This window comes from Desulfosporomusa polytropa, from assembly GCF_055380075.1.
In genome coordinates this window covers 2,737,582-2,761,513 of sequence record NZ_AP042400.1, presented here as the reverse complement: position 1 = coordinate 2,761,513, position 23,932 = coordinate 2,737,582, and the positions used below count along the sequence as shown (strand labels likewise).

General features: G+C 40.9%; 25 protein-coding genes. 24 read left to right on the top strand and 1 reads right to left on the bottom strand.

From position 1 onward, the window contains the following. Positions 1-11 precede the first annotated feature (11 nt). The 24 genes from flgL (at position 12) to fliB (ending at position 22,518) form a co-directional block, all read left to right on the top strand. The gene (gene flgL, locus ACZ449_RS14835) at positions 12-1,274 is read left to right on the top strand and encodes a flagellar hook-associated protein FlgL (RefSeq protein WP_464261744.1); all 1,263 of its coding nucleotides are present in this window, start codon (positions 12-14) and stop codon (positions 1,272-1,274) included. Between the two features lie 33 nt (positions 1,275-1,307). After that, a complete protein-coding gene (locus ACZ449_RS14830; RefSeq protein WP_464261743.1) occupies positions 1,308-1,868 on the top strand; it encodes a DUF6470 family protein in 561 nt (186 codons plus the stop codon). Positions 1,869-2,071: 203 nt separating this feature from the next. Next, entirely contained in the window at positions 2,072-2,530 is a 459-nt protein-coding gene (gene fliW / locus ACZ449_RS14825; protein WP_464261742.1) for a flagellar assembly protein FliW, read from the top strand. 1 nt (position 2,531) lies between these two features. Then, complete coding sequence (gene csrA, locus ACZ449_RS14820; protein WP_464261741.1) at positions 2,532-2,762, top strand: carbon storage regulator CsrA; 231 nt, start codon at positions 2,532-2,534, stop codon at positions 2,760-2,762. Between the two features lie 106 nt (positions 2,763-2,868). After that, a complete protein-coding gene (locus tag ACZ449_RS14815) occupies positions 2,869-3,252 on the top strand; it encodes a flagellar protein FlaG (RefSeq protein ID WP_464261740.1) in 384 nt (127 codons plus the stop codon). 24 nt (positions 3,253-3,276) lie between these two features. Next, complete coding sequence (gene fliD, locus ACZ449_RS14810) at positions 3,277-4,809, top strand: flagellar filament capping protein FliD (protein WP_464261739.1); 1,533 nt, start codon at positions 3,277-3,279, stop codon at positions 4,807-4,809. Positions 4,810-4,847: 38 nt separating this feature from the next. After that, positions 4,848-5,240, top strand: coding sequence for a flagellar export chaperone FliS (gene fliS, locus ACZ449_RS14805; RefSeq protein WP_464261738.1), 393 nt, complete (start codon positions 4,848-4,850; stop codon positions 5,238-5,240). 7 nt (positions 5,241-5,247) lie between these two features. Continuing rightward, on the top strand, positions 5,248-5,586 hold the full coding sequence (locus ACZ449_RS14800; protein ID WP_464261737.1) for a hypothetical protein: 339 nt from the start codon (positions 5,248-5,250) through the stop codon (positions 5,584-5,586). A 282-nt stretch (positions 5,587-5,868) separates the two neighbouring features. Next, the gene (locus tag ACZ449_RS14795) at positions 5,869-7,101 is read left to right on the top strand and encodes a flagellin N-terminal helical domain-containing protein (protein WP_464261736.1); all 1,233 of its coding nucleotides are present in this window, start codon (positions 5,869-5,871) and stop codon (positions 7,099-7,101) included. Positions 7,102-7,435: 334 nt separating this feature from the next. Then, positions 7,436-9,343: a 6-hydroxymethylpterin diphosphokinase MptE-like protein gene (locus tag ACZ449_RS14790; RefSeq protein WP_464261735.1), complete on the top strand. Its 1,908-nt coding sequence runs from the start codon at positions 7,436-7,438 to the stop codon at positions 9,341-9,343. 1 nt (position 9,344) lies between these two features. Beyond that, positions 9,345-9,905, top strand: coding sequence for a GNAT family N-acetyltransferase (locus tag ACZ449_RS14785; protein ID WP_464261734.1), 561 nt, complete (start codon positions 9,345-9,347; stop codon positions 9,903-9,905). After that, a complete protein-coding gene (locus ACZ449_RS14780; protein ID WP_464261733.1) occupies positions 9,892-10,908 on the top strand; it encodes a Gfo/Idh/MocA family protein in 1,017 nt (338 codons plus the stop codon). The genes ACZ449_RS14785 and ACZ449_RS14780 overlap by 14 nt, the downstream gene beginning before the upstream one ends. Then, complete coding sequence (locus tag ACZ449_RS14775; RefSeq protein WP_464261732.1) at positions 10,901-12,199, top strand: DegT/DnrJ/EryC1/StrS family aminotransferase; 1,299 nt, start codon at positions 10,901-10,903, stop codon at positions 12,197-12,199. Before ACZ449_RS14780 ends, ACZ449_RS14775 begins: the two co-directional genes overlap by 8 nt. Beyond that, positions 12,171-13,169 carry a hypothetical protein gene (locus tag ACZ449_RS14770; protein WP_464261731.1) on the top strand — a complete coding sequence of 333 codons (999 nt, stop codon included), beginning with the start codon at positions 12,171-12,173 and terminating at the stop codon, positions 13,167-13,169. Before ACZ449_RS14775 ends, ACZ449_RS14770 begins: the two co-directional genes overlap by 29 nt. Beyond that, complete coding sequence (locus ACZ449_RS14765; protein ID WP_464261730.1) at positions 13,166-13,903, top strand: cytidylyltransferase domain-containing protein; 738 nt, start codon at positions 13,166-13,168, stop codon at positions 13,901-13,903. The genes ACZ449_RS14770 and ACZ449_RS14765 overlap by 4 nt, the downstream gene beginning before the upstream one ends. Before the next feature lie 10 nt (positions 13,904-13,913). Next, entirely contained in the window at positions 13,914-14,924 is a 1,011-nt protein-coding gene (locus ACZ449_RS14760; protein WP_464261729.1) for a polysaccharide biosynthesis protein, read from the top strand. Positions 14,925-15,003: 79 nt separating this feature from the next. Next, positions 15,004-15,600, top strand: coding sequence for a hypothetical protein (locus tag ACZ449_RS14755; protein WP_464261728.1), 597 nt, complete (start codon positions 15,004-15,006; stop codon positions 15,598-15,600). A 16-nt stretch (positions 15,601-15,616) separates the two neighbouring features. After that, positions 15,617-16,354, top strand: a complete 738-nt coding sequence (locus ACZ449_RS14750) for a cytidylyltransferase domain-containing protein (protein WP_464261727.1) — start codon at positions 15,617-15,619, stop codon at positions 16,352-16,354. A 13-nt stretch (positions 16,355-16,367) separates the two neighbouring features. After that, positions 16,368-16,826, top strand: coding sequence for a GNAT family N-acetyltransferase (locus ACZ449_RS14745; protein ID WP_464261726.1), 459 nt, complete (start codon positions 16,368-16,370; stop codon positions 16,824-16,826). Positions 16,827-16,829: 3 nt separating this feature from the next. After that, positions 16,830-17,879, top strand: a complete 1,050-nt coding sequence (pseI, locus tag ACZ449_RS14740) for a pseudaminic acid synthase (RefSeq protein WP_464261725.1) — start codon at positions 16,830-16,832, stop codon at positions 17,877-17,879. 19 nt (positions 17,880-17,898) lie between these two features. Then, the gene (gene pseG / locus ACZ449_RS14735; RefSeq protein ID WP_464261724.1) at positions 17,899-18,999 is read left to right on the top strand and encodes a UDP-2,4-diacetamido-2,4,6-trideoxy-beta-L-altropyranose hydrolase; all 1,101 of its coding nucleotides are present in this window, start codon (positions 17,899-17,901) and stop codon (positions 18,997-18,999) included. Positions 19,000-19,020: 21 nt separating this feature from the next. Then, positions 19,021-20,178, top strand: coding sequence for a UDP-4-amino-4,6-dideoxy-N-acetyl-beta-L-altrosamine transaminase (gene pseC, locus ACZ449_RS14730; RefSeq protein ID WP_464261723.1), 1,158 nt, complete (start codon positions 19,021-19,023; stop codon positions 20,176-20,178). 1 nt (position 20,179) lies between these two features. After that, the gene (locus ACZ449_RS14725; RefSeq protein ID WP_464261722.1) at positions 20,180-21,127 is read left to right on the top strand and encodes a dTDP-glucose 4,6-dehydratase; all 948 of its coding nucleotides are present in this window, start codon (positions 20,180-20,182) and stop codon (positions 21,125-21,127) included. A 149-nt stretch (positions 21,128-21,276) separates the two neighbouring features. Continuing rightward, positions 21,277-22,518: a flagellin lysine-N-methylase gene (fliB, locus tag ACZ449_RS14720; protein ID WP_464261721.1), complete on the top strand. Its 1,242-nt coding sequence runs from the start codon at positions 21,277-21,279 to the stop codon at positions 22,516-22,518. 217 nt (positions 22,519-22,735) lie between these two features. Here fliB and ACZ449_RS14715 read toward each other — a convergent pair whose 3' ends face one another. Continuing rightward, entirely contained in the window at positions 22,736-23,794 is a 1,059-nt protein-coding gene (locus ACZ449_RS14715; RefSeq protein ID WP_464261720.1) for a tetratricopeptide repeat-containing glycosyltransferase family 2 protein, read from the bottom strand. Between the last annotated feature and the right edge of the window lie 138 nt (positions 23,795-23,932).

Below are 23,932 nucleotides of genomic sequence, written 5' to 3'. Positions count from 1 at the left end.
GTAATGAATAAATGCGCGTAAGTTCAAATATGCTCAGTTATAACTTTATGTCAAGTTTAAACAAATCTCTGGCGCGGCAAAACGAACTTCAGGAAAAATTGTCTGATGGCAAAGCCATTCACCGTCCCTCAGACGATCCGGTCAGAGCTGTCAGAAGCCTTAGATTTAACATTAACTTACGGGAAAACGAACAGTATACCCAACATGTCAAAGATTCCATATCCTGGATGGAAACAAGCGACAGTGCAATGAGCAGCCTAAGCTCTTTGACAATTAAAGTGAAAGAACTCGCTGTTAAAGCAGTCGCCCCTAATCCCGACCTTGGTTTTGACGCTATTGCCGAAGAATTAGATGGTATAATTAACCATATGGTGGAAATTGGAAACACAAAGATTGGTGATAGATATATTTTTGCTGGGCAAGATGATAAAACAAAGCCCTTTGAGCGACGTATGGTTGATTTTGGGCCACCAATAGGAAAAAAGGATGCAGTCGTTTACTCGGGTGATTCAAACGCAATATCTATGCGAGCCCAACCAGGGGTAATTACTCCTACGCAAGACGGTGTTAATGTCAAAGGCAGCGAATTATTTGGACCATTGACTACGGCAGCAGGCGAAAACGCACCTGTTTCCGAGATGTTCAATCATCTTATCCAGTTGAAAGATGAGCTGTTGTGCAAAAATACAAGTATTGAAAAACGCCCGATTGCGCAAAGCAATCTGGAAGGCGGAAAAGCTACTCTTAGTGGTTCATATGCTCCAGCAAGTGACAATCCTCAGATTTCAATTAAAGTCACAAATGTTGGTGTTGGTGGTGTGGTTTCTGGGGTAGAGTATTCGCTGGATGGCGGTACGCCTGTAGCTGTATCGCCAACGGGAGCACCGCCAAGTTTCCTCATCAATGGTGTAAGCGTTACTATTGGCGACAGCCCTAAAAATACAGTGGGCGATACATATGGATTTAAGCCCTCCCAGGGAACTGAGCCCGATTTAGAGTGGATATCAAATGGTGCCATAGCATGGAATGATGCAGATCATAATAGTCTACTGGGTTTACAGACAGAATTGGGTGCCCGTATGTCCATGTACAATCAAGCTGAGTCCCTCCTGGAGGGGAGTTATGTTACTATTAATGATTATTTATCTGCGAATGAAGATCTTGATATACCTAAAGCTATGGTTGACTTTAAAACAAGCGAAAGCGTGTACCGTACTGCCTTGTCGATTGGGGCAAAACTTTTGCCGCCAACACTTGCTGATTTTCTGAATTAATCCAACACACTCATTCTTAGGGGGCGATAAGAAATGCTCACCCTCAATATTTCTCAGCAATATGCCAAAATTAATATAACCACAGCACGGGCTGACATGGGGCTTTCCACTACCCCGCCCCAACTTACTATAGAAACCGAGCCGGCTGTTGTTGAAATCAGCCAGCCCAAAGGCGAGCTGGAGATTGACTGGGAACCCTTTTGGGCATCGATTGGTTTGAAAACGCCGAGTCAGTTTTCACGCGATTATGCCGAGTTAGGCCGACAAACCGCCTTGGAAACAATCGGCCGTATTGCGCAAGACGGCGATCGCATGGCGGCAATCGAATCGAAAGAAGATGCGATGGTAGCCATGGCTGCTGAGTCGATTTTGCAACCGGTGCCTGAGGTGGTGTGGGCACATTTAGAGCCGCCTGCTATCCATTACACAGCCCGCCCGCCGGTATTTAACCCATCGCCTGGTTCTGTTAAGTATAACTTCGTCCGAGGAACCTTAAACATGGATTACCAGCCTGCACAAGTTAATATCAGCATGGCTCAGTATCAAAGCGTAAAAATGTGGGTAACAGATAGTTCGGTGGACATTAATGCCTAAACTTGCTGCAATGTGAAAAACTGGGTATAATAATCATTATAGATGAAAAAATCTATGTATTTAAGAGTAAGGTATTACCCTTCATTAAATATTGGGCAGAGTTATACCTCTGCCCAATATTTGTTGTGACAAACAGAAGAAGACAGGCTAATTTCCATTCAGCTACATAGTATTACCTATAATAGATAGAAGGAGGATTACCCATGTTAATCCAATCTACCCGGTTTGGTCAATTGGAAATTGCTGATAGCGAACTTATTTATTTTCCACATGCTCTTCCCGGTTTTCCAGAGGAAACCACGTTTGCATTCCTTCCTTTCCAGCCTGACAGTCCTTTCGCCTTTTTGCAGTCTACGAAGGAACCTGATTTAGCCTTTGTTATTGTGCAACCCTTTACTTTTTTCAAAGAGTATAGTTTTACCCTGGATGATATTGTTATTGCAGAATTAGGATTATCTGACGAAAATATGCCTGGAATTTTTAATATTGTACGTATTCCGGATAAAACGGAAGAAATGACTGCCAATCTCTTAGCCCCCATCATTATTAACTGGGAAAACCGCAAGGCTATGCAGATTGTTTTAGAAAAATCATCCTACACCGTACGACACCGCCTTTTTCCTCAGGGTCTTCCTGACCAATCAGAAAGAGGGGGTAAGTAGCATGCTGGTGCTTACTCGTAAGATCGGTGAAAACATTATTATTGATAATAATACAATCTTGACGATTGTAGATGTAAAAGGTGATAGTGTTCGTATAGGTATTGAAGCTCCCAAAGAAATTACAATATATCGGGGCGAGCTATATGAAGCTATCGTTACCGCCAATAAACAGTCCGCGCAGCCTGCGAATTTAGACAAACTGGATATGCTAAAATCGGTAAAGCTGCCGTAGCTTAACTAATTACATACTTTTTCCTACATTTTCAAAAAACTTCTAAGGATTTTGCAGATTTCTTCGATAATATAGGTAGAATAGCAATTCTTATGAGGTGGTTTACGTGGAGATTAACAGTGTAACACTCACAAAAGGTCCGGCAATTTATACTCCGCCTGCAGCGTTGGGTAATTTGGGCAGTGGTACTGAAGATAAAATCGAAACTAAGCCTGATTTAGCCATTGAAGGCATCAAAATGGAAAACGCTGAAGACCGGGAAAAGCCTAAAGACGAACTAGATAAAATAACAGATGCTATGAATAAAATTATGGAGCTATTCAATGCGGATCTTAAATTTGTCCTACATGACAAGACACAACGCTTGATGGTTCAGCTTGTTGACCTTAAAGAACACAAAGTGTTAAAAGAGTTTCCGCCCCATCAGCTCTTGGATACTCTGGCAGCAATACGGGATTATGTAGGAGTGTTATTAGACAAAAAAGCATAATAAATCCAGGGAGGGATTATTGGTATGGGAATACGAACTTACGGCCTTAGCGGGTCTGGCATGGATGTCGACCAAATGGTCAAAGACCTAATGAAAGCGCAACGTGCTAGATACGATGCATTAGGACAAAAGAAGACGCAGACGGAATGGAAAAAAACTGACTTTAACTCCATGTATACGACAATCAATGATTTTCGTAACACTGTTTTTAGCTATAAGCTTAGTAATACTGTTTCGCCTAAGGTAGTTTCGTCGCAAGACGAAAAGGTTGTAAAAGTAACCGCGAATGCTGAAGCATCCAATGTAAATCATAAGATCGAGGTTTACAAACTGGCTGAGGGCGTGACGCTAGCAAGCAGTCAGGAACTTAGCGCATATAAAGGTACATTAACTGAACAATTCGGTGCAGCTTTACCTAGCGGCGATATTGTCCTGAATATTTCTGATGGCAAGATCGGTAAGGAAATAAAGGTAAATAAGGATGGCAGTCTGAATGATTTGGTAAGCCAGATAAATAATTCCGGTGTAGGTATCCAGGCGAACTATGATGCAACGCTGGGAAGGTTTTTCTTATACAGTAAAAATACCGGCTCAAATGTAAAGATAGATATTAGTGGCAGCAATGCGGTTGACTTCATGAGCAATGTCTTGAAGATTCCGGCATCATCGCCCAGTACAATAAGCTATTCCGGGTCGGACGCCGAATTTTCTTTGGACGGTATTGGTGCCGATGTTGATGTAGATGGCAACCCCATTAATCCGTTAAAGCAAGTTAACAATACCTTTACAGTTTCTGGTGTTACCTATGACCTAAAAAGCACAGGCAAGGCTAACGTAACAATTAAACCTGACACTGACAAAACCATCGCCAATGTCAAGGCATTTGTAGAAGCCTATAATACCCTATTGAGTAAATTAAATGGTGAAGTGGCCGAAGCGCGTTACAAGAACTTTAAGCCGCTGACTGCTGATCAAAAGTCGGCTATGAGTGAATCTGATATCAAAGCCTGGGAAGAAAAAGCAAAAAGTGGTATGCTCCACAATGATCCGATACTGCGTGATTTGGTTAGTAAAGTGCGTAACGATATAGCAAGTCCTATTTCGGGACTATCAGGCAAGTACACCAGCCTGTCTTCGATTGGGATTACTACTAGCGCAGATTATCTGGAAAATGGTAAGCTTGTTTTTGATGAAGCTGCTGAAACTAAGCTAAAAAAGGCGCTCGAGGAAGATCCGAATATAGTGAATAAGCTATTTGCAACAACTGTTGACAAAGGTAGTAGTAGTAAACAAGGTATTGCTGTAAGAATGTATGACACTCTTAAGGGTGCCATGGACAAGATTACTGATGAAGCAGGCTTTAGCGCCTCTACGAAAGGTGATACCAAGAGTACCCTTGCCAAGCTTATCAATGACTATGATGACCAAATGGATACTCTTAATGCCCGGTTGGTAGATCTGGAAAATCGGTATTATAAACAATTTAATGCGATGGAAGCGGCGTTAAGTAAACTTAGCAAGCAAAGTAGCTGGCTTACGCAGCAATTAGGTTCCTAATTTGTATTAAATGACAGGAAAGCAGGTGGACGAACTTTATGAATGCTGCAAGCACTGCTAACGCTTATAAAAGTCAACAAATTATGACGGCTTCTCCCGAGGAGCTAACCTTGATGTTGTATAATGGTGCCATTCGGTTTATTGCGGAGAGTATGCAGGCCGTTGATCAAGGCAATCTTGAGAAAGCGAATCATGCTAATTTGCGGGCTCAGAATATTGTTCGCGAGTTTATGTGTACGCTGGACATGCAATATGAAATATCGCAAGGCTATTATAAACTTTACGATTACATTGAATATCGCTTAATCCAGGCGAATCTTAAAAAAGACAAAGGTCAGTTGGAGGAAGCAAAAAACTTACTAGCCGAACTGCGTGATACCTGGGTACAGGCTATGAAGCTTGCCCGAACCCAGCGGGCTGCAGCAAGGTAATGATGTGATGGCTGAAGTAAAAAAAACAGCGCGGGAATTATGGCAGAATTATGCTCTTTTAACCCAGGAAATTGCTAAATTTATTAAACGTGATTGGGACTTGGTAACAGAGCTTTTGAAGCAAAGGGAGAACCTACAATCACTTATCGAAGCGGCACCTGATGACGGCTATAAAGCGACCATAGAGGGGCAGGAAACGCTACAATCTATTCGAATACAAAACCAGGCTATTACAGTTGGAGTGCAGCGCCTATATAACAACGCTCAGCGCAACCAACAAATATCCCAGGCTTATGAGCAAGAACTGGCTTCCTATTCGGGAGCATTTATGGATCGGCACAGTTAAGTTAATCTGTTAGTAAGAGGAACGACAGCAATCAAGCCGTGTCGTTCCTCTTTTTTTTGACAGAGTTTTATTTACCTGCTCCAAACTTCCAATAAAAACCTAATAAATTTTCTAATAAATTTCTAATAAATATCTTAAGTTCTTTGCACCTCTTTACGATATCATTAATGAATAATTCAGTAGACTATTCCCTCTGAACCGGCCGGACAGGGGGAATATGCTGAATATAATTTAGCCGGGCATGGATGCCTGAGCATAAACATCAAGGAGGAAGAAAATACTATGATTATCAATCACAATATGTCAGCCCTTAACACCCTTCGCCAAATGGGTACCAACGAGAAAACTACTTCCAGCTCATTAGAAAAACTGTCTTCCGGTCTTCGCATCAACCGTGCCGGTGACGATGCAGCTGGCTTGGCAATTTCTGAAAAAATGCGTGGGCAGATCCGTGGCTTGGATCAAGCTTCCCGTAATGCCCAAGACTCCATCTCCCTGCTCCAAACTGCTGAAGGCGGTCTGAACGAGACTCACAGCATTCTTCAACGTATGCGCGAACTGTCTGTTCAAGCTGCAACTGACACCAATACCACCACTGACAGACAAGCGCTGCAAGACGAAATGAAGCAATTGACTTCTGAAATTGACCGCATTGCCAGCACTACTGAGTTCAATACTAAGAAGCTATTGAATGGCGATCTGAAAGGTGCTACTGACTTGGTTAAAGGTTCTCTGAGTCTTGAGTCATCGTTTGCTAATGGTGATGTTACGCTAACCGCAACAGTCAGCGCAGGCGGACAGGATGTATTTGAAAATACTGATGTCATCCACGTCAATGTCGTGAGTGGTGCACAAGTGGCTTCGTTAGCTAAGGCAAGCTCCTTCAAACTATCGAGCAGTGTGGTTCTTGGCGGTATCCCCGGTGCCAAAGTTACGTTTAGTTCCAAGAATGGCACCATTATAATCAGTACTACTAGACTTCAACTTTCTACTGGTAAATGGAGTGCGGTTACCCTTAAAATTGCAATAAACAATTCTGATAAACTTAAAGCTGGCGATAGCATAACCATTTCAATTAAAGCAGCTGAAAAGGCTGTAAATGGCAATAAAACAGCGGTTGCCCAAATTGGCGCCAATGCCGGTCAAAACCTGAAAATCGGCATTGGAGCTATGGATTCAAAATCAATCGGTGTACGCGATCTCAACGGTAATGCCTTGGATCTTACTTCTCAGAAGAATGCGGACGGTGCTGTCTTCCTGGTGAACAATGCGCTTGAAAAAGTTTCCACCGAGCGTTCCAAGCTGGGTGCTCTCCAAAACAGATTGGAGCATACCATTAACAACCTTGGAACTTCTTCTGAAAACGTTACTGCTGCTGAATCACGCATTCGCGATGTTGATATGGCTAAGGAAATGGCTAACTTCCAGAAGAACAATATCCTCAACCAAGCCGCGCAAGCTATGCTGGCGCAAGCCAACCAACAGCCGCAAGGCGTTCTCCAATTACTCCGGTAATTGAGGCTGAGGCAAATGAAATAATGTATAGAATGGCTGATCGTAATGGTCAGCCATTTTATAGTATTATCGTCAAATTGTAAAAATTTTCTTGTTCGTTTTGTGCTCATTTCTGATTTCAAAAGGTTTTGTTGAAAAATAATTAAAGAAGGTTTTTGACATGAGAAATGAGCTGCCAACTACACATCCAATGACGGCGGGAAGATTGCTGCGCTGGCGCTCGCAATGACGATGGAGAAACCCAACCTCTTGTCATTGCGAGCGGTAGCGAAGCAATCTCACTGCTCTCGTCACTTGCACTCCCACCATGTTGTAGAAAAGGAGTAATTAGTCTATGATAACAGAAGTATTACGAAAAAATATGGAAATAATTGGAGAACATGCCCCGTTTCTCTTAAATGAATTACTGCCGCTTGATTTTTCGCAAATCGGGGACGGGGTAGCCGAAGAGATTGCCGAGAGTGGCAGCCGGGATATTTATTTTTGTCATAATAATAACCGGTATTTGCTGCATAGCAGTTATGACCCGGCAGCCGAAGCGCGGCGGATTGTGCGGCAGGCAACAGTAGACAAGGATTATTTGTACGTGGTGTACGGTCTGGGGCTTGGCTTGCATCTGCGGGAGCTGCGGCAGCGAATCTCCCCGGGCAGCAAAGTGGTTATCATTGAACACAATGTGGATGTGGTGAAATATGTGCTGGGGCATTTTGATGTATCAGACATTTTCGCAAAGGGACAATTTGTGTTGCTGTTCGGTGATGCCCCGCAGCTTGGGAAAATGATTTTGTATTTAGCTGGATTGAATTACTATAATTTAGCGCATAACCTGCAGACACTGACTCTACCCAATTATTATGTATATACAAAAAAAAACCAAGCTGCATTTAGGCAGATTACAACAGTTTTGCATAATACGTTTTTATCACTGGGCAACTCGCTGGACGACCAGTTTGTCGGCTTTGCCAATATGTGTCATAATACGGAATCAATCATGAACAGTAATTCCATTGAGGATATAAGAGTGAAATACAAAAATATTCCAGCTATAATAGTGGCTGCTGGACCATCACTGGACAAAAATATTGAGTATTTAAAAGAGGCCAATGGCAAAGCCCTGATTATTGCTTGTGACGCTAGTATGCGGGCGTGCGAGCAACATGGTGTGCGCCCTGACGCTCTTGCCAGTATTGAGCGGGATGAACCCACCTATACCTATTACTATAAGGACAGAACCTTCCCGGAGGACTTGGTACTACTAGGACCTGGCTCGTTATGGCCAACAATTTATGAGGAATACCCCGGGAAAACCATCATTATGTCACGTAATGATGCCGGCTTTGAACAACTGTGGTTATCTGCCTGCACCCAGTTCAAGTTTGTCAGCTTGGGGAGCTCGTGTGCGACAGTAGCTTTTGCGGCAGCCAAAGAGGCTGGCTGCAATCCAATTATTCTGATCGGTCAGGATCTTGCCTATACCAGCGGCAAAAAACACAGTGATCTGACCCATACCGAATTGGAAGGTACCAATGATGACCGGGATTCCACCGCAGGCGTATATCTAGAGGATCATGAGGGCAATTTGCTGCAATCGCATATTGTGTACAAAATGTTCAAGGAATGGTATGAGATGCAGATTGCCAGCAACCGGGAATTGGAGGTCATTAATGCCACTGAGGGCGGAGCCTATATCCAGGGGACGACGCTGATGCCACTCAGGGAAGCCATTGACCGCTACTGCCGGGAACCTGTCGGCAAACGGCTTGCAGACTGCCTGCCTGACTGGAGGTCGAGGGAAGGCGCCAGCCTGAAGAAGTATGACAAAATTCTTAAGGCCCTGACCAAAGATCTGTCCATATTGAAAAAAACGCAAAAGAATGCGGACGAACACATGAAGCGGCTGGCAGAAGTGGATAAGTGCCTGACCGAAGCGAGCGATGAGCAGGAACTGACGGCGGCGGTTCGCAAGATGCAGCGGGGGGACAAGATCATCCGGCAGATTACTGCCACCGACTCGATTGTAAGCTACTTCACGCCTATTATTGTGCCGACAATTATGGAGGTAAAAAAGCTTGGTAATGAATTAACCCTGAAAAATGTTCAGCGCAACTGTTTCCTGCAATATAACCTGATGTTTATGATTGCCAATAGTATTGACCTGATTATCAGGGAGTACAGCAACGCCCAGGAAATATTGACTGAAAAAAGGCAAGAATTCAGAGAAGTATCGGTTAGGAGGGAATAGTGTGCAACAGCCGTTTTTGATTGCCAATAGAATTTACTTACGCCGACTGGCAAAGGAAGATATGGACGGGAACTATTTTCAATGGCTTAACGACCAAACGATTACGCGCTGGATGAGGCAGGGGATTTTTCCTAATAGCTATGAAGCCATGGTGGCATTCTATGATTGCCAGGCCATGAGTAAAACGGATATTGTTTTTGCAATTGTAGTAAAGGAACAGGATCGACATATTGGCAATCTCGGGTTGCACTCTATTAATTATGTGTTTCGTTCTGCTGAGATTGGTATAATTATCGGCGAGAGTGATTGTTGGGGTAAAGGATATGCTGCTGAAGCAATCGCCCTACTTGCTGACCATTGTTTTACACGGATAAATTTAAACCGTATAGCCGCTGGCGCAGTTGATGAAAATGTTGGCTCAATACGTGCTTTTGAAAAAGCGGGATTTCGTAGAGAAGGGGTTTCACGTCAGGCCTATTTTTGTGAAGGCAAATACCATGATTGTATAAATCTAAGTTTACTACACAGTGAATGGTTGGAGAAAGAACATGGCTCAATATAAGGCCGCTGTTGTTGGTTTAGGCCAGATTGGTCTGACTTATGATTTGGACCCCAAAAGAGAACGCCCCTCTTCACATAGTTTAGCTTACAGCCTTCACCCGAGCATTGAACTTGTAGCTGCTGCCGATGTTAACAGAGAACAAGGCAAGGTTTTGAACAGTCTGGTGCCTGAAACTCGCTTTTATCAGAGCCTTCCAGAACTATTGCAAAACCATGCTCCTGATATTATTAGTATTTGTACGCCGCCTGTTCACCATTTGCCAGCTATTCAGTATATTTTAGGTAACTCAACTGCTAAGATCATTTTTTGCGAGAAACCTCTGGTGCATTCTCTGCAAGAAGCAGCTTTATTAAAGAAAACTCTCAAGGATTCAACCTGTTTGCTAGTCCCGAATCTTTCCCGCCGTTGGAATAGTGGGATGCAGCGAGTCAAAAAAACGATTGCAAGTGAAAAATATGGCGAGCTTCAAAAAATTTATGTTAAATATACCAGAGGTATCTATAATACAGGTGCTCATATATTCGATTTAATACATTGGTGGGTCGGACAGATAGATCAAGTGCAAGTCGTTCATAGAGTAGATACATCGGCTGACGCAGACAATGATCCTTCTTTTACATTTACTTTCAGAATTGGTGATAAAATAACTGGTTTTGCCGAAGCATTTAATGACAAGCAATATTATTTGTTTGAAATTGATCTATATTTTTCACATGGGAAAATTTCAATCTGCAATAGTGGGGATGAAGTCTCCTACTATTGCGTAGGAGATCATCCTTTATTTTCAGGATTCAAAAGTCTGAATTTAGAACGTCAGGAAGGAAAACTGCTGGCAGATGCAAACTTAGCCAAAGCTATCAGCAATCTTGCCAACGTGCTAGCTGACATTGAACAACCCCGATGTACGGTTGATGATAGTATATATCCTTTATATGTCGCACAAGCGTTATTACAGTCATATAACAATAACTTTTCTCTAGAAAGGGTTGAATGGTATGGATAACTTGGCTTTATTAGGGGGAACTCCACTTAGAAATACTGCTATTCCCTGGACAAACACTATGGGAGAAGAGGAAAAAGCTGCTGTTGTAAAGGTGATGGAGTCTGGAACGCTTTCGGCCTTTCTGGGGCGAGCAGGCGATGGATTTTTGGGTGGTCCCAAAGTAAAAGAAATCGAGCAAATGTTTGCCAGCCGATTCGGAGCAAAGTATGGAATTTCTGTCAACTCGGCAACTACTGCACTGCATGCAGCGGTCGCTGCCTGTGAAATTGGTCCTGGCGATGAGGTGCTGGTTTCGCCTTATACAATGTCGGCCACGGCTACTGCTATTTTAATGAATAATGCTGTGCCGGTTTTTGTGGATATTTGTGCAGACACCTATAATTTGAATCCTAACGAAATTGAAAAATGGCTCACTCCCCGCACAAAAGCCATCATAGTAACCAATTTATTTGGTTTGCCGGGAAACTTGCCTGAAATTGTCCGGATTGCCAGAAAACATGGTTTGTATGTGATTGAAGATAATGCACAGGCACCTGGTGCCACCATCAATGGTAAACAGGCGGGAACTTTTGGTGATTTAAGTATTTTCAGCCTTAATTATCATAAGGTTATTCATAGCGGCGAAGGTGGCATTGTTTTAACTGATAATCAAAAATTGGCCTATCGTTGCCAGTTGATTCGAAATCATGGCGAAGTGGTGATGGATGATCTGGATGATGACGAAACCGTGGTCTTGGGTTCTAATTATCGAATGACTGAACTGCATGCCGCTATCGGCATTGAACAGCTAAAAAAATTAGATGGTTTTTTAGTAATGCGCCGGGCTTTGGCAGACAAGCTTACTGCTGGCTTAAAAGCTTTCAAGGGTTTGCAAGGTGTTACTGTGCCTGTAGGGTATGAACATTCGTACTATGTATATCCTATGCAATTTGACAAATCTATATGGGGAATTAAAAGGGCCACTTTTGCTGCCGCAATGAAAGCCGAAGGATTTTCATTAGGTATGGGCTATGTGAAACCGATTTATTTAATGAAAATATTTCAGCATAAAAAAGTGTATAATCAGACGCAATATCCCTTCTCCTTAATTGCTAATCCTGCACAAAAATACCAAAGTGGGATTTGCCCAGTTGTAGAAAGTATGTACGACGAAAGACTTTTGAGTGCAGATGTGTGCAGGATACCATATTGTGAACAGGATATTAATGATTTTCTAACAGCTGTGGAGAAGGTATGGCAATCTCGCCAGGAACTTTATGAATATGAAAAAAATAATATTTTTGGCTCATGATCCTGGGGGATATGATGTAGTTTTTCCGGTTGTCGAAAACTTTCAACGGGTAGGTATAGCAGCAGAGTTTTATTGTATCGGTCCGGCTGCAAACCTAAATCCATTATACAAGATTACGTCAGAAGAACTCCTGCAAATAATTCAATATCAATTGGAGTGTGGGAAGATAACCGGACTTGTAACCGGAACCAGTTGGGGAAGCATTATTGAGTTACAGGCAATAGCTGCCTGTAAACAAGCCGGAGTGCCTACTGTTGCGATTTTGGATTATTGGTCAAACTATCAAACACGGTTTGTTTGTCTGACCGGTGAGACCATCTATCCGGATTACTATATTGTGATGGATGAACTGGCCCGAAACGAGGCGATTCTGGCCAGTGTTCCACAGGCGATTATCAAGGTTCTGGGGCATCCCGGACTTGATAAATATATTGCCAGTCAGGTTTCAGTAAGGTGTTCAAACAAACAAATTAAGAAGGTATTATTTCTTTCTCAACCTCTTTCGGCTTTGTATGGCGAGAATTTAGGATATACTGAGCAGCAGGCGCTGGCCGACTGTGCTAATGTGCTTGCTCGGCACAACTGTCTTTTGCACGTTAAATTCCATCCAAAGGATGAAGATAGCTTTCAACAACGTTATGCAGAGATGGCAGTATCAGGTAATCTGCTTGATATTATGCCTAGCTATGATTTAATTATTGGTATGTCCACTATGGGTTTATTACATGCAGTACTTATGGGAATACCGGCAATTAGTTATCAGCCGAACCTGCGCGAACCTGACATGTGTATTACAAATAAACTTGGCTTAACCGAATGCGCAGACTCGTTGCAAGAATTAGAGCTGCAGCTAGCGCTAATGAGTGGTAATGTTATAAATAAGTGTAATGAATTATCGCAAAAGCTTATTTGGCTTGACGGGCATTCGACAAAACGGGTGGCCGCCTTTATTCGGGAGGTGTTTACATGAAGTTTAATGCAATAGTAGCGACCAGAATGACGTCTTCCCGGTTGCCGGGGAAAGTGCTGATGGATTTAGCGGGGCAACCGGCTTTGGTTCGCTTAATCGAAAGACTTAGAGGATCAAAATATTTAGCTGACATTGTGATTGCGACAACTACCAATCCAACCGATGATGTAGTCGTGGAAACCGCGAAGGGCCAGGGAATTAAGTACTACCGGGGTAGTGAAGAAGATGTGCTGTTGCGGACTGTGGAGGCAGCAGAAGCTACCGATACTGATTATATTGTTCAGATAACCAGTGATTGTCCACTGGTTGATCCGGAGACGATTGACAGGGTAATTGAGAGATTGCTGGAGCACCCGTATCTTGACTATGCAGCAACCCAATTGGTTCGTACATTCCCGTTGGGGTTTAGTGTAGAAGTTTTTCGCACAGCAGCTTTGCGGCATGTGGAGCGGACAATATCCGATGCAGCAGTGCGTGAGCATGTGTCATTATATTTTTATGAGCATCCTGAACTGTATCATTTGTCAAATGTGGAGGCACCGCGCTTCTTGCGTCATTCTGAATATCGTCTGACCCTCGATACCGAAGAGGATTACCGGTTAATCCAGAATATATATGAGGCGCTCTATCCTGTTAAACCAAAATTTGATTTATATGATATTACCCGTTATTTGGAACAAAACTCGCAAATAGTGTCAAAAAACAGTCATATTGTGCAGAAGAAAGCTAGATAGGGGGTAAACTTTGAACTTTTTTGCAGGACAAAAGATTTTAATTAGCGGAGGCACTGGGACAATTGGTCAGAGTTTACTCAAACATATATTAAATGAGAAGCCTGAAGTTGTTCGGATTTTTAGCCGTGATGAACATAAACAATTCGAATTACGGGAAAAAATGGGGCACTACCAGAATATCCGTTATCTGATTGGTGATGTTCGGGATTGTGACCGCATTGAACGCGCTATGAAGGATATTGATTATGTTTTTCATCTGGCTGCTATGAAGCATGTTCCAGCCTGCGAGTACAATCCGTATGAAGCAGTGAAAACTAATATTATTGGCACGCAGAATATTGTTAAAGCTGCTCTTAATACTGGAGTAAAGAAGGTTATATTTACCAGTACCGATAAAGCGATTGCACCTACCAATACCTATGGGGCCTCCAAGCTTATGGCCGAGCGCCTAATTGCTTCGGCACAATACAATAGCGGCAATCATGCAACGATATTTGCTGCCGTCCGGTTTGGAAATGTCATGGGTTCACGCGGTTCGGTAATTCCTTTATTCAAATCCCAGATTGCGGAGAAAAGAAAAATAACAGTTACTAATTTTACCATGAGCCGGTTTATGATGACCTTGAAACAGGCGACTGATTTGACCATCAAAGCCATGCAAACCGCTCAAGGTGGCGAAGTGTTTGTTTTAAAAATGCCGGTGATATGTTTAAAAGATTTAGCTGAGGTCATCGTTGAAGAGACAGCGAAAAAAATCGGTATAGGGTCAACTGATGTCGAGATACTCGAAGGCGGCTTGCGTCCTGGAGAAAAAATGTATGAAGAATTAATGACAATCGAAGAAGCCAAGGATGCATACGAATTGCCTGATATGTTTGTAATTCCGAATATGTTTTTACAAAGAGAACTTTTTTACCCGGGTGCTAAAAAGGCTATTCAGAAAAGCTATAGTTCGAATGATGAGGCACCAGTCAGTCGCCATAAACTCTTAACAATGTTAAAAGAAAACGGACTTATATAAGTGCTTTCTATTACAGATTGTGGCCGCGTATCAGGGGCGGTGGTAAACTGCTCTATTTTAATTTTAAGAGGTATTGACTATGCAAATTAAAATAATGGATAAGGTTTATGAATGCGAAAATCAAATTGTTGCTATTGAAAATATATTTAGTCAAGTTAATGAATTATTAATTCAGACTAAGCTTAATCTTAGCAGTATTGTCATTGATGATACAGAACTATTTGACGATTATGATCAATATATAGTTGATCATATCGAAGGTATCCGAACAATTACTATCAATGTGAAAACATTAAAAGAATTAATGGATGATACTCTTATTACAATTCAGGAATATTTACTGCGGGCTGTTCCTGAAATAGATAAAATTGTGGATGAATTTTATCATGAAGTTACTCAAAATACCTGGGACAAATTTGCTCAGTTATTGGAAGGATTACAATTTATTACAGATAGTCTTGCTACAATTAGTGAAAATCAGGAATGGTATTATAATGCTTCGCAATTTAATTTAATAAAGCAAAATATCCTAAGGCAGATCGTCATGTTGCAAGAGGCAATGGAAATTCAGGATCGCGTTAAGTTAAGTGATGTGCTTCTTTATGAAATAACTCCATCCTTTCAGGCATTAAATAAAGAAATAACTGTAATTTCTGAGTACGGTAAAGTACAATAAACGAAGGTGAATATTGGTGAAGACAGTAGCTATTATTCAGGCCCGAATGGGCTCCACAAGATTGCCCGGGAAAATAGTAAAAGTCTTGATGGGAAAAACGGTTTTGCAGCATGTAATCGAGCGAGTTCAGCAGGCTAAAAGCATCGATGAGGTAGTGGTTGCAACTACTACGCTTGCCCAAGATGATGCGGTTGTTAGGGAAGCAGCGCGGTGTGGAGTTAAGTATTTCAAAGGCAGTGAAGAGGATGTGTTGGCCCGCTATTTTTTAGCAGCCCAAGAAAATAATGCAGATATTGTAGTACGCATCACGTCTGACTGTCCATTAATTGATCCATTAGTTACAGATGAAATTGTTGAATTTTTTAAGGATAAAAAAATATATGACATAGTGACCAATGCAAGCAGCGACTTGAGTAAGCGAACATATCCTAGAGGGTTGGATACTGAAGTTTTTTCGTTTAGTGTGCTTAAAAAAGCATTTAATAATGCAGAAAAACAATATCAGTGTGAACATGTTACTCCGTATATATATGAAACTAGTTCGAAGATATATTTTTACAAAAATAAATTTAATTATTCCCAATATAGATGGACTTTGGATACAAAAGAAGATTTTGCCCTTATTGAAGAAATATACCGCCATTTTTATAAAGGCAAACATGACTTTTATATGCAGGATATCATCAATTTATTTTTACAGAAGCCAAATTTAATGCTAATTAATTCACATATTGAGCAGAAAAAACTAGTATAATGATAGGTGGATTATGAATAAAATAATACTTAAAGAAGTAACTAGTGAAGATATCGATTTACTCTTTGAGTGGGCAAATGATGATACTGTCAGAGGGAATTCATTTAACTCCAGTAAAATAGAATATAATGAACATAAAGCCTGGTTTTATCGCAAATTGCAATCATGTGATTGCAAAATTTATATTGGTTATTGTAATGATATACCAATTGGTCAAATTCGGATCGATATTGAGGGAGAGGCAGCTGTGATTGGCTATAGTGTCGACAGGCGCTATAGGGGAAAAGGATTCGGGACCTTACTGCTAAATGAGCTTATTAGTAAAGTCAGAGAAGCGAATCGACATATTAAGAGAGTAATTGGAAAAGTTAAGGATAATAACTTTTCCTCCCAGCGTACATTTGAAAAGGCTGGATTTATTAGAAAAATTGAAGATGAGAATATAATCTATTATAAAAGCGTGGGGGAATAGTAAATGAATGAACCTTTTATGATAGGAGAACGGATAATTGGCGGTGGCAACCCCTGTTATTTTATAGCAGAGATGTCGGCTAATCATGCCGGAAGTATTGACAGAGCTATCGAGATAATTCATGCTGCAAAAGAAAGCGGCGCAGATTGTATCAAGCTTCAAACATATACAGCTGATACGATGACAATTGATTGTGATAAAGAGTATTTCCAGATTAGTAAAGGTACATGGGAGGGCGAAAATCTTTACAAGTTATATCAAAAGGCGTATACTCCTTGGGAATGGCAAGAAAGGTTAAAACAAGAAGCTGAGAAAGTAGGACTCGATTTTTTATCTACACCGTTTGATAAAACTTCAGTAGATTTCTTAGAAAGCCTGAAGGTAGCTGCTTATAAAATTGCATCCTTTGAGTTAACTGATTTGGCATTAATAAAATATATAGCATCAAAAAACAAGCCAATTATAATGTCGACAGGTATGGGTACTTTGGGAGAAATTGAAGATGCAGTGTCTACTATACTTTCACAAGGAAATAATAAGTTATGTATTTTAAAATGCTCTAGCTCTTATCCAGCTATTCCGGATGATATGAATCTCAGGACGATTCAAAACTTAAAAGATATATATGGTGTTCCTGTAGGATTATCCGATCATTCTATGGGCTCGATTGGAGCAGTTACAGCGGTTGTATTAGGTGCTAATGTGATTGAAAAACACTTTTGTATGAGCAGAAAAATCGAAAATCCTGATGCATTATTTTCAATGGAACCACAGGAATTTAGACAAATGGTTGAAGATATAAGAACTGCGGAACGAGCTATGGGAAAAGTTAGTTATCATTTATCTGATAGGGAACAAGCGAGTAGGATATTTCGACGCTCTATTTTTGTAATAAACGACATAAGAAAAGGTGACGTTTTCACAGAAGATAATATTCGTATAATTCGGCCTGCACATGGTCTACCACCTAAAGAATATAATAACGTTTTAAGCAAAGTTGCCACGAGGGACATAGAACGAGGTACACCTTTAGAGTGGAGTATGATTATGTGATTAGGAAGGTTGATTGAGGATGCTTAGTGTTGCGTTTCGAGTCGATGGCGGGAAAAATGTGGGTATGGGGCATATTATGCGCTGTTTGTCATTAGCTAACGCTTTTCGACGAGATGGACACAAGGTTTATTTTTTTAGTAAAGCGGATGAGGGTATCGAAATAATCCAGAATGAGAAATTTGACGTTGACAGCTTACCTTCTGTAGCTCAAAATACAGAAGGATTTTTTTACGGTAGCCCTGCCGAACTTATAACAGAAGCGGAAGCCGTTGTTTCTAGGTTGTATAGTCAACAGATTGATGTTTTGATTGTTGACACCTATAATGTGACGAACGAGTATTTTCAATTACTTAAACCACATGTCAAAAAGTTAGCTTACATAGATGATATTAATAAATTTTCTTATGCGGTCGATATTATTGTTAATGGGAATATTACCGGGAAATATCTGGGGTACCGGCAATATGATGGGCAACCACTAGTATTGTTAGGGCCTTCCTATAATATGATACGCAATGAGTTTCAGAGTCTACCTGTAAGGAATATGAGAAAACAGGTTGCTGAAATTATGATAACGACAGGTGGAGCCGATCCTTATAATCTAACAGATAAGTTACTTGCCATTTTGTTGCATAATGAACAATTGAAAGTTTTGCGAATGAATGTATTGGTAGGTAGCGGCTTTACTAATATAGAACATTTAATCAATATAAGCCAAAAACATGATAATGTTGTCTTGTATGCTAACTCAGCAGTGGCTGCCAACTTACCGGCTATTACTTATTCAAATATATCTGACATTATGTTGCGGTCAGATCTGGCCATATCGGCAGGTGGCAGTACTTTATATGAATTTGCTGCTTGTGGGACTCCGGTATTGGTATTTGTATTGGCAGATAATCAGGAATTTATTGTGCAAAAGATGGATGAATTAGGCTATATACAGAGTCTGGGCTGGTATAATCAACTGGATGATAGCCAAGTGGTTAGTGCTTTGCTAAATCTGATGAGTAATTTGGAAAAACGTCAGGAAATGAGTTGTAAAGGTCAAAGGTTAGTTGATGGCAGAGGCACCGAACGAATAGTCAAAAGTATTATTGATAGTTTACAGGTTAATTGATAATGAGAGGATGAACAAGTTGTGAGAGAAACTTTCTTACCTTATGGTAAGCAGTGGCTTGATGAGGATGATATCGCCGCTGTAGTTGCAGTGCTAAAATCAGATTATTTAACAACCGGGCCTAAGATTTCTGAGTTTGAAAAGACTTTCGCCCAATACGTCGGCGCGAAGTATGCCGTAGCTATATCTAACGGCACTGCAGCTCTGCATGCAGCGTGTTTTGCAGCCGGAATCCAATCAGGCGATGAGGTTATTACTACTTCCATAACGTTTGCCGCTTCTGCGAACGCGGTTCTCTATTGTGGAGGAACTCCGGTTTTTGCTGATATTGATGTGGCTACCTATAATATTGATCCCCGAGAAATCCGCAAAAAGATTACTGCCAAAACGAAAGCCATAATACCTGTACATTTTACCGGACAGCCGTGCGCTATGGATGAAATTGACGAAATTGCAAAAGAGTACAATTTGACAGTGATCGAAGATGCCGCTCATGCGGTTGGCGCCGAGTACCGGGGAAAGTTGATTGGCGGCATTTCCAATATGACGACATTTAGCTTTCACCCTGTAAAACATATTACCACTGGGGAAGGTGGCATGATCACTACCAATAATGAAGTTTTATATAAGAAACTGCTGCTGTTCAGAAGTCACGGCATTACCAGGGATGATGCTATGATGCTGGATCATCAAGGCCCATGGTATTATGAACAGCTTGAATTGGGCTATAATTACAGGATGACCGATATCCAAGCATCCTTGGGGCTTAGTCAGCTTAAAAAGGTAGACAAGTTTTTGCAAAGGCGTCGTGAAATTGCTGATATGTACACAGCTGCGTTCAAAGATTCAAAGGGTCTGACAGTGCCTTTCCAGCAAGACGGTTGTAGTTCAAGTTGGCATTTATATGTTATCCGACTGAATTTAGAGAAGCTCAAATGTGGCCGGAAAGAAATATTTAATGCGCTCCGCAGCGAAAATATTGGCGTGAATGTGCATTATCTGCCTGTATACAAACATCCTTATTATCAGCAGAACGGCTACCATAAAGTAAAATGTGATTACAGCGAAGAGTTATATAGTAGTATTATAAGTCTGCCTATTTTCCCCAAGATGACAAATCAAGACGTACAAGATGTGATATATAGCGTAAAAACCGTTCTGGAAAGGAATGAAAAGTAGCGTGAAAATAGTAGTTACTGGCGGAGCCGGATTTATTGGGCGTTGGGTAGTGAAAAGACTGCTAGAAGACGGTCACGATGTGTGGGCTCTTGATGACTTATCTAATGGGCGACAGGAAAACATTGAAGAGTTTAAAGAGGATGCTAAACTAAAAGAGTTTATTAAAGGTGACATTAGAGATGTGGAACTTTTAAATAAACTTTTCCTCAATCGCTTTGATATTTGTTATCATTTAGCCGCAAGTATTAATGTGCAGGATAGTATTGATGATCCGCGTACTACTTTTGAAAATGATGTAACTGGTACCTTTAATGTTTTGGAGCAATGTAAAAAATATAATACTAAGATTGTTTTTATGAGTACTTGTATGGTATATGACCGTGCTAATGACGCAACAGGAATTACCGAATTGCACCCGGTTAAGCCTGCTTCACCTTATGCCGGCAGTAAAATTGCCGGAGAAAATATGGTTTTGTCATACTGGTATGCTTATGGTATGCCGGCCGTTGTTGTTCGTCCTTTTAATACTTATGGTCCATTCCAGAAAACCGGCGGGGAAGGCGGTGTAATTGCCATCTTTATTAAAAATAGTTTGGCTGGTAAGGACTTGGGCATCTATGGCAGTGGCGAACAAACCAGGGATTTTCTGTATGTAGAGGATTGCGCTTCCTTTGTGGTTCAATGTGGCTATAATGAGGCAGTTAATGGTGAGATTGTTAATGCCGGACTAGGGCGGGATGTTACGATTAATGAGTTGGCGAAGCTCATTGTTAAGGATGAAATTAAAATTAAGCATTTGCCGCATATCCATCCCCAAAGTGAGATAATGAAATTGCTTTGCAATTCTACTAAGGCCAATAAACTGCTAGGGTGGCAGCCAACGTATGATTTAGAAACGGGTATTGCTAAGACCACAGAGTGGATCAAAAATAACGCTAGCCTTATATAATGAGCCACGCATCGGTTTCCAGGTGACTAGGCTGCCATTGGATTTTGTCAGGTTGTAGATGGAACAAAAGACGACTTGGGCTGTGTTAAGTCCTTCAGAACGTTCGCAAAAGCCTTAGTCATTCTTACAATAAGGAGGGATTTATTCATATGTCCAATAAGACTCGTAAAATTCTTCAACCAGAGTATATGAAAAAGTTTCAGTGTCTTGGGACTAACTGTGAAGACACTTGTTGTGCTGGTTGGCGCATCGGGATTGACAAGGACACTTATAAAAAGTATCGCGAGTGTCCGAATAAAGAGTTGCGAAAGCGGTTAAAAGCTTGCGTATCTCGCGTCCGTACTGATCCCAGCGATGTTAATTATGCCAAAATTAGACTAAATGAGGACGGAGTGTGCCCGCTCTTAGATGAGGATATACTTTGTTCGCTCCAACGCCAATTGGGTGAAGAATATTTATCATTGGTCTGCGCCACCTATCCCCGTGTGACAAATCTGATAAGTGGGGTAGCTGAGACGGCATTGTCCGTATCATGTCCGGAAGCTGCCCGAATTGTGTTATTAAATCCTGAACTCATGGCCTTTGAGGAAGGGGTAGAAGACACGAAGATTCGCAATGTGCATGCTTGTGTGATTGAAACCAACAATGGCATGTTTAGTCATCCGGCTCTTCGCTATTTCTGGGATTTACGCATTTTTATTATTGCCTTATTGCAAAACCGTAATTATAAGCTGTGGCAGCGGCTGGTTATTTTGGGTCTGTTTTGCCGGAGTCTAGAGCAGCATGTTCATGAAGGTAATAGTCAGGACATTCCCAAACTGATTGCTACCTACCTCGAGTATCTAGAGACAGGCAATTTGTTAGAAGAATTGAATGCCATTCCCACTGAATATACCCTTCAAATGAAATTGATGAAAGAAGTAGCAGATTATCGGATTGATAATGGTATGTCTAAACGGTATTTTAACTGTTTTGCTCAATTTCTGGAGGGGATTCAATATACTGCTGATAACACAGTAGAACAAATTGGTCAATACTATACTGAAGCATATAGTAAATATTATCAACCGTATATGGAGAAACATGAATATATTTTAGAAAATTATCTTGTTAACGATGCTTTTACGAGCATATTCCCATTTATGGGGCAACAGTCTATTTTTGATAATTATGTAATGTTTGTTGTTAAATATTCCATGATTAAGATGTTGCTGATTGGCATGTCAGGATTACATAAAGATAAATTTAGTGCAGAACATGTAATTATACTCATTCAGTCGTTTGCTAAAATGATTTCTCATAATGTAGCTTTTTTGCAAAATATATCCCAGCTATTAAAGTCTTCAAATTTTAATACAATGCCTTATATGGCTATTTTAGTTAAAAATTAAGATAAAAATTGTCTTTACTCACCCGCTTATAGAAGTGGGAGTATTAGCGCGGATTAGGCATTGGATAAAAAAGCGGATTAGCAAGGGGGCAGATCGCTTCTACCATGTTAATCCGGATTGTTTGAGGAAATAGGAAACCGCTATTTGTCTGTGATGGACAAGTAGCGGTTTTCTTATACCTGCTGCGGACTATATTCTTGTGAGCTTGGCTTGACACTTACTGTTTAAAAGAGGCTAGCCTTATTTTTGCCGGCTCATAGTTGCCGCATTGTTTATAATAGCCGATGGCTTCTTTACGATACCCCAAAATTTCATAAATAACGCCAATATTGTAATTTGCCAAATAAGAATTGACGCCTTGGATTTTTCCTTCTATAGATCCTATACATAGTAGAAAATTTTCGACAGCTTTGCTAAATAGGGCATTATTCATATATATTAATCCCATAAGAAAATTAAAATCAGGCGAATGATGATAATATGAGCTGAATTTTTCAATTTCGAGTGCTTGCTTGTACTTTTCGCTATTGATCAGGGTATATCCAAAAGTTTCGACAAGATCCTGGACATACTCGTAGGCATAATCCAGTGGTAAAGACAGAGCCATCTCAAAGCTATTGTGCGCTTGGTCGTAATCTTTTGCTAAGTAGTAGGATTTGCCAAGTTGGTAGTGCAGATACGGATCGGCAGGATTAGCGGCAATTGCTTGTTGTAATAAAGTGATATTGCGCTCCAGTTTGCCAGTTCTATTTAGTACTTCTTTGGCATAGCCAACATGGTCAACAGTAATATTGAGAGGAATGGTTTTGTAGGAATCGCTTCCACTCTTTTGAACGATTTGTTCATGAATAATACCTTCATAGTGATAAAAGTTCCTGTTAAATACCCGGCTTATTCGTTCTATATGGCGTGTTGGGCCCCACTTGTCTTCAATATAATTTATTCGTTTTATTCTACCTACCGTTGTTTCTCCTGCGTGGATTAGTGACTTTGAAATGTTACGGCTAAACTCGGTCACGATTTCATCGGCATCCAGTATGAAAACCCAGTCATGGCAGGCTTTACCAATCGAAAAGTTTCTGGCTTTTGCAAAGTCATTGCACCAGGTAAAGTCATAAACCTTATCAGTAAACTGATTGGCGATAGTTTTGGTTTTATCTGTGGAGCCGGTATCAACAATAATAATCTCATCGACTTGTTTGGTTATGGCCTGCAAGCATTTCGCTAATAAATCTTCTTCATTCTTTACTATCATGCAGAGACTGATTTTCATCATGTTCCTCCGATCAGATTACAATTACTAGTATTTTCGATAAGAATCGCCAATACCCTCTAAATGATATTGTGAAAAAATTAGCTATTAGTGGCATTATAGTACTAAAGTCCTATAACGTGAGAAAATGGTCCTAGAATG

Excerpts from the sequence above, each read along its gene's own strand:
- flgL (WP_464261744.1), top strand. The coding sequence starts at position 12 with ATGCGCGTAAGTTCAAATATGCTCAGTTATAACTTTATGTCAAGTTTA.
- ACZ449_RS14830 (WP_464261743.1), top strand. The coding sequence starts at position 1,308 with ATGCTCACCCTCAATATTTCTCAGCAATATGCCAAAATTAATATAACC.
- fliW (WP_464261742.1), top strand. The coding sequence starts at position 2,072 with ATGTTAATCCAATCTACCCGGTTTGGTCAATTGGAAATTGCTGATAGC.
- csrA (WP_464261741.1), top strand. The coding sequence starts at position 2,532 with ATGCTGGTGCTTACTCGTAAGATCGGTGAAAACATTATTATTGATAAT.
- fliD (WP_464261739.1), top strand. The coding sequence starts at position 3,277 with ATGGGAATACGAACTTACGGCCTTAGCGGGTCTGGCATGGATGTCGAC.
- fliS (WP_464261738.1), top strand. The coding sequence starts at position 4,848 with ATGAATGCTGCAAGCACTGCTAACGCTTATAAAAGTCAACAAATTATG.
- ACZ449_RS14800 (WP_464261737.1), top strand. The coding sequence starts at position 5,248 with ATGGCTGAAGTAAAAAAAACAGCGCGGGAATTATGGCAGAATTATGCT.
- ACZ449_RS14795 (WP_464261736.1), top strand. The coding sequence starts at position 5,869 with ATGATTATCAATCACAATATGTCAGCCCTTAACACCCTTCGCCAAATG.
- ACZ449_RS14790 (WP_464261735.1), top strand. The coding sequence starts at position 7,436 with ATGATAACAGAAGTATTACGAAAAAATATGGAAATAATTGGAGAACAT.
- ACZ449_RS14780 (WP_464261733.1), top strand. The coding sequence starts at position 9,892 with ATGGCTCAATATAAGGCCGCTGTTGTTGGTTTAGGCCAGATTGGTCTG.
- ACZ449_RS14775 (WP_464261732.1), top strand. The coding sequence starts at position 10,901 with ATGGATAACTTGGCTTTATTAGGGGGAACTCCACTTAGAAATACTGCT.
- ACZ449_RS14770 (WP_464261731.1), top strand. The coding sequence starts at position 12,171 with ATGAAAAAAATAATATTTTTGGCTCATGATCCTGGGGGATATGATGTA.
- ACZ449_RS14765 (WP_464261730.1), top strand. The coding sequence starts at position 13,166 with ATGAAGTTTAATGCAATAGTAGCGACCAGAATGACGTCTTCCCGGTTG.
- ACZ449_RS14755 (WP_464261728.1), top strand. The coding sequence starts at position 15,004 with ATGCAAATTAAAATAATGGATAAGGTTTATGAATGCGAAAATCAAATT.
- ACZ449_RS14745 (WP_464261726.1), top strand. The coding sequence starts at position 16,368 with ATGAATAAAATAATACTTAAAGAAGTAACTAGTGAAGATATCGATTTA.
- pseI (WP_464261725.1), top strand. The coding sequence starts at position 16,830 with ATGAATGAACCTTTTATGATAGGAGAACGGATAATTGGCGGTGGCAAC.
- pseG (WP_464261724.1), top strand. The coding sequence starts at position 17,899 with ATGCTTAGTGTTGCGTTTCGAGTCGATGGCGGGAAAAATGTGGGTATG.
- fliB (WP_464261721.1), top strand. The coding sequence starts at position 21,277 with ATGTCCAATAAGACTCGTAAAATTCTTCAACCAGAGTATATGAAAAAG.
- ACZ449_RS14715 (WP_464261720.1), bottom strand. The coding sequence starts at position 23,794 with ATGATGAAAATCAGTCTCTGCATGATAGTAAAGAATGAAGAAGATTTA.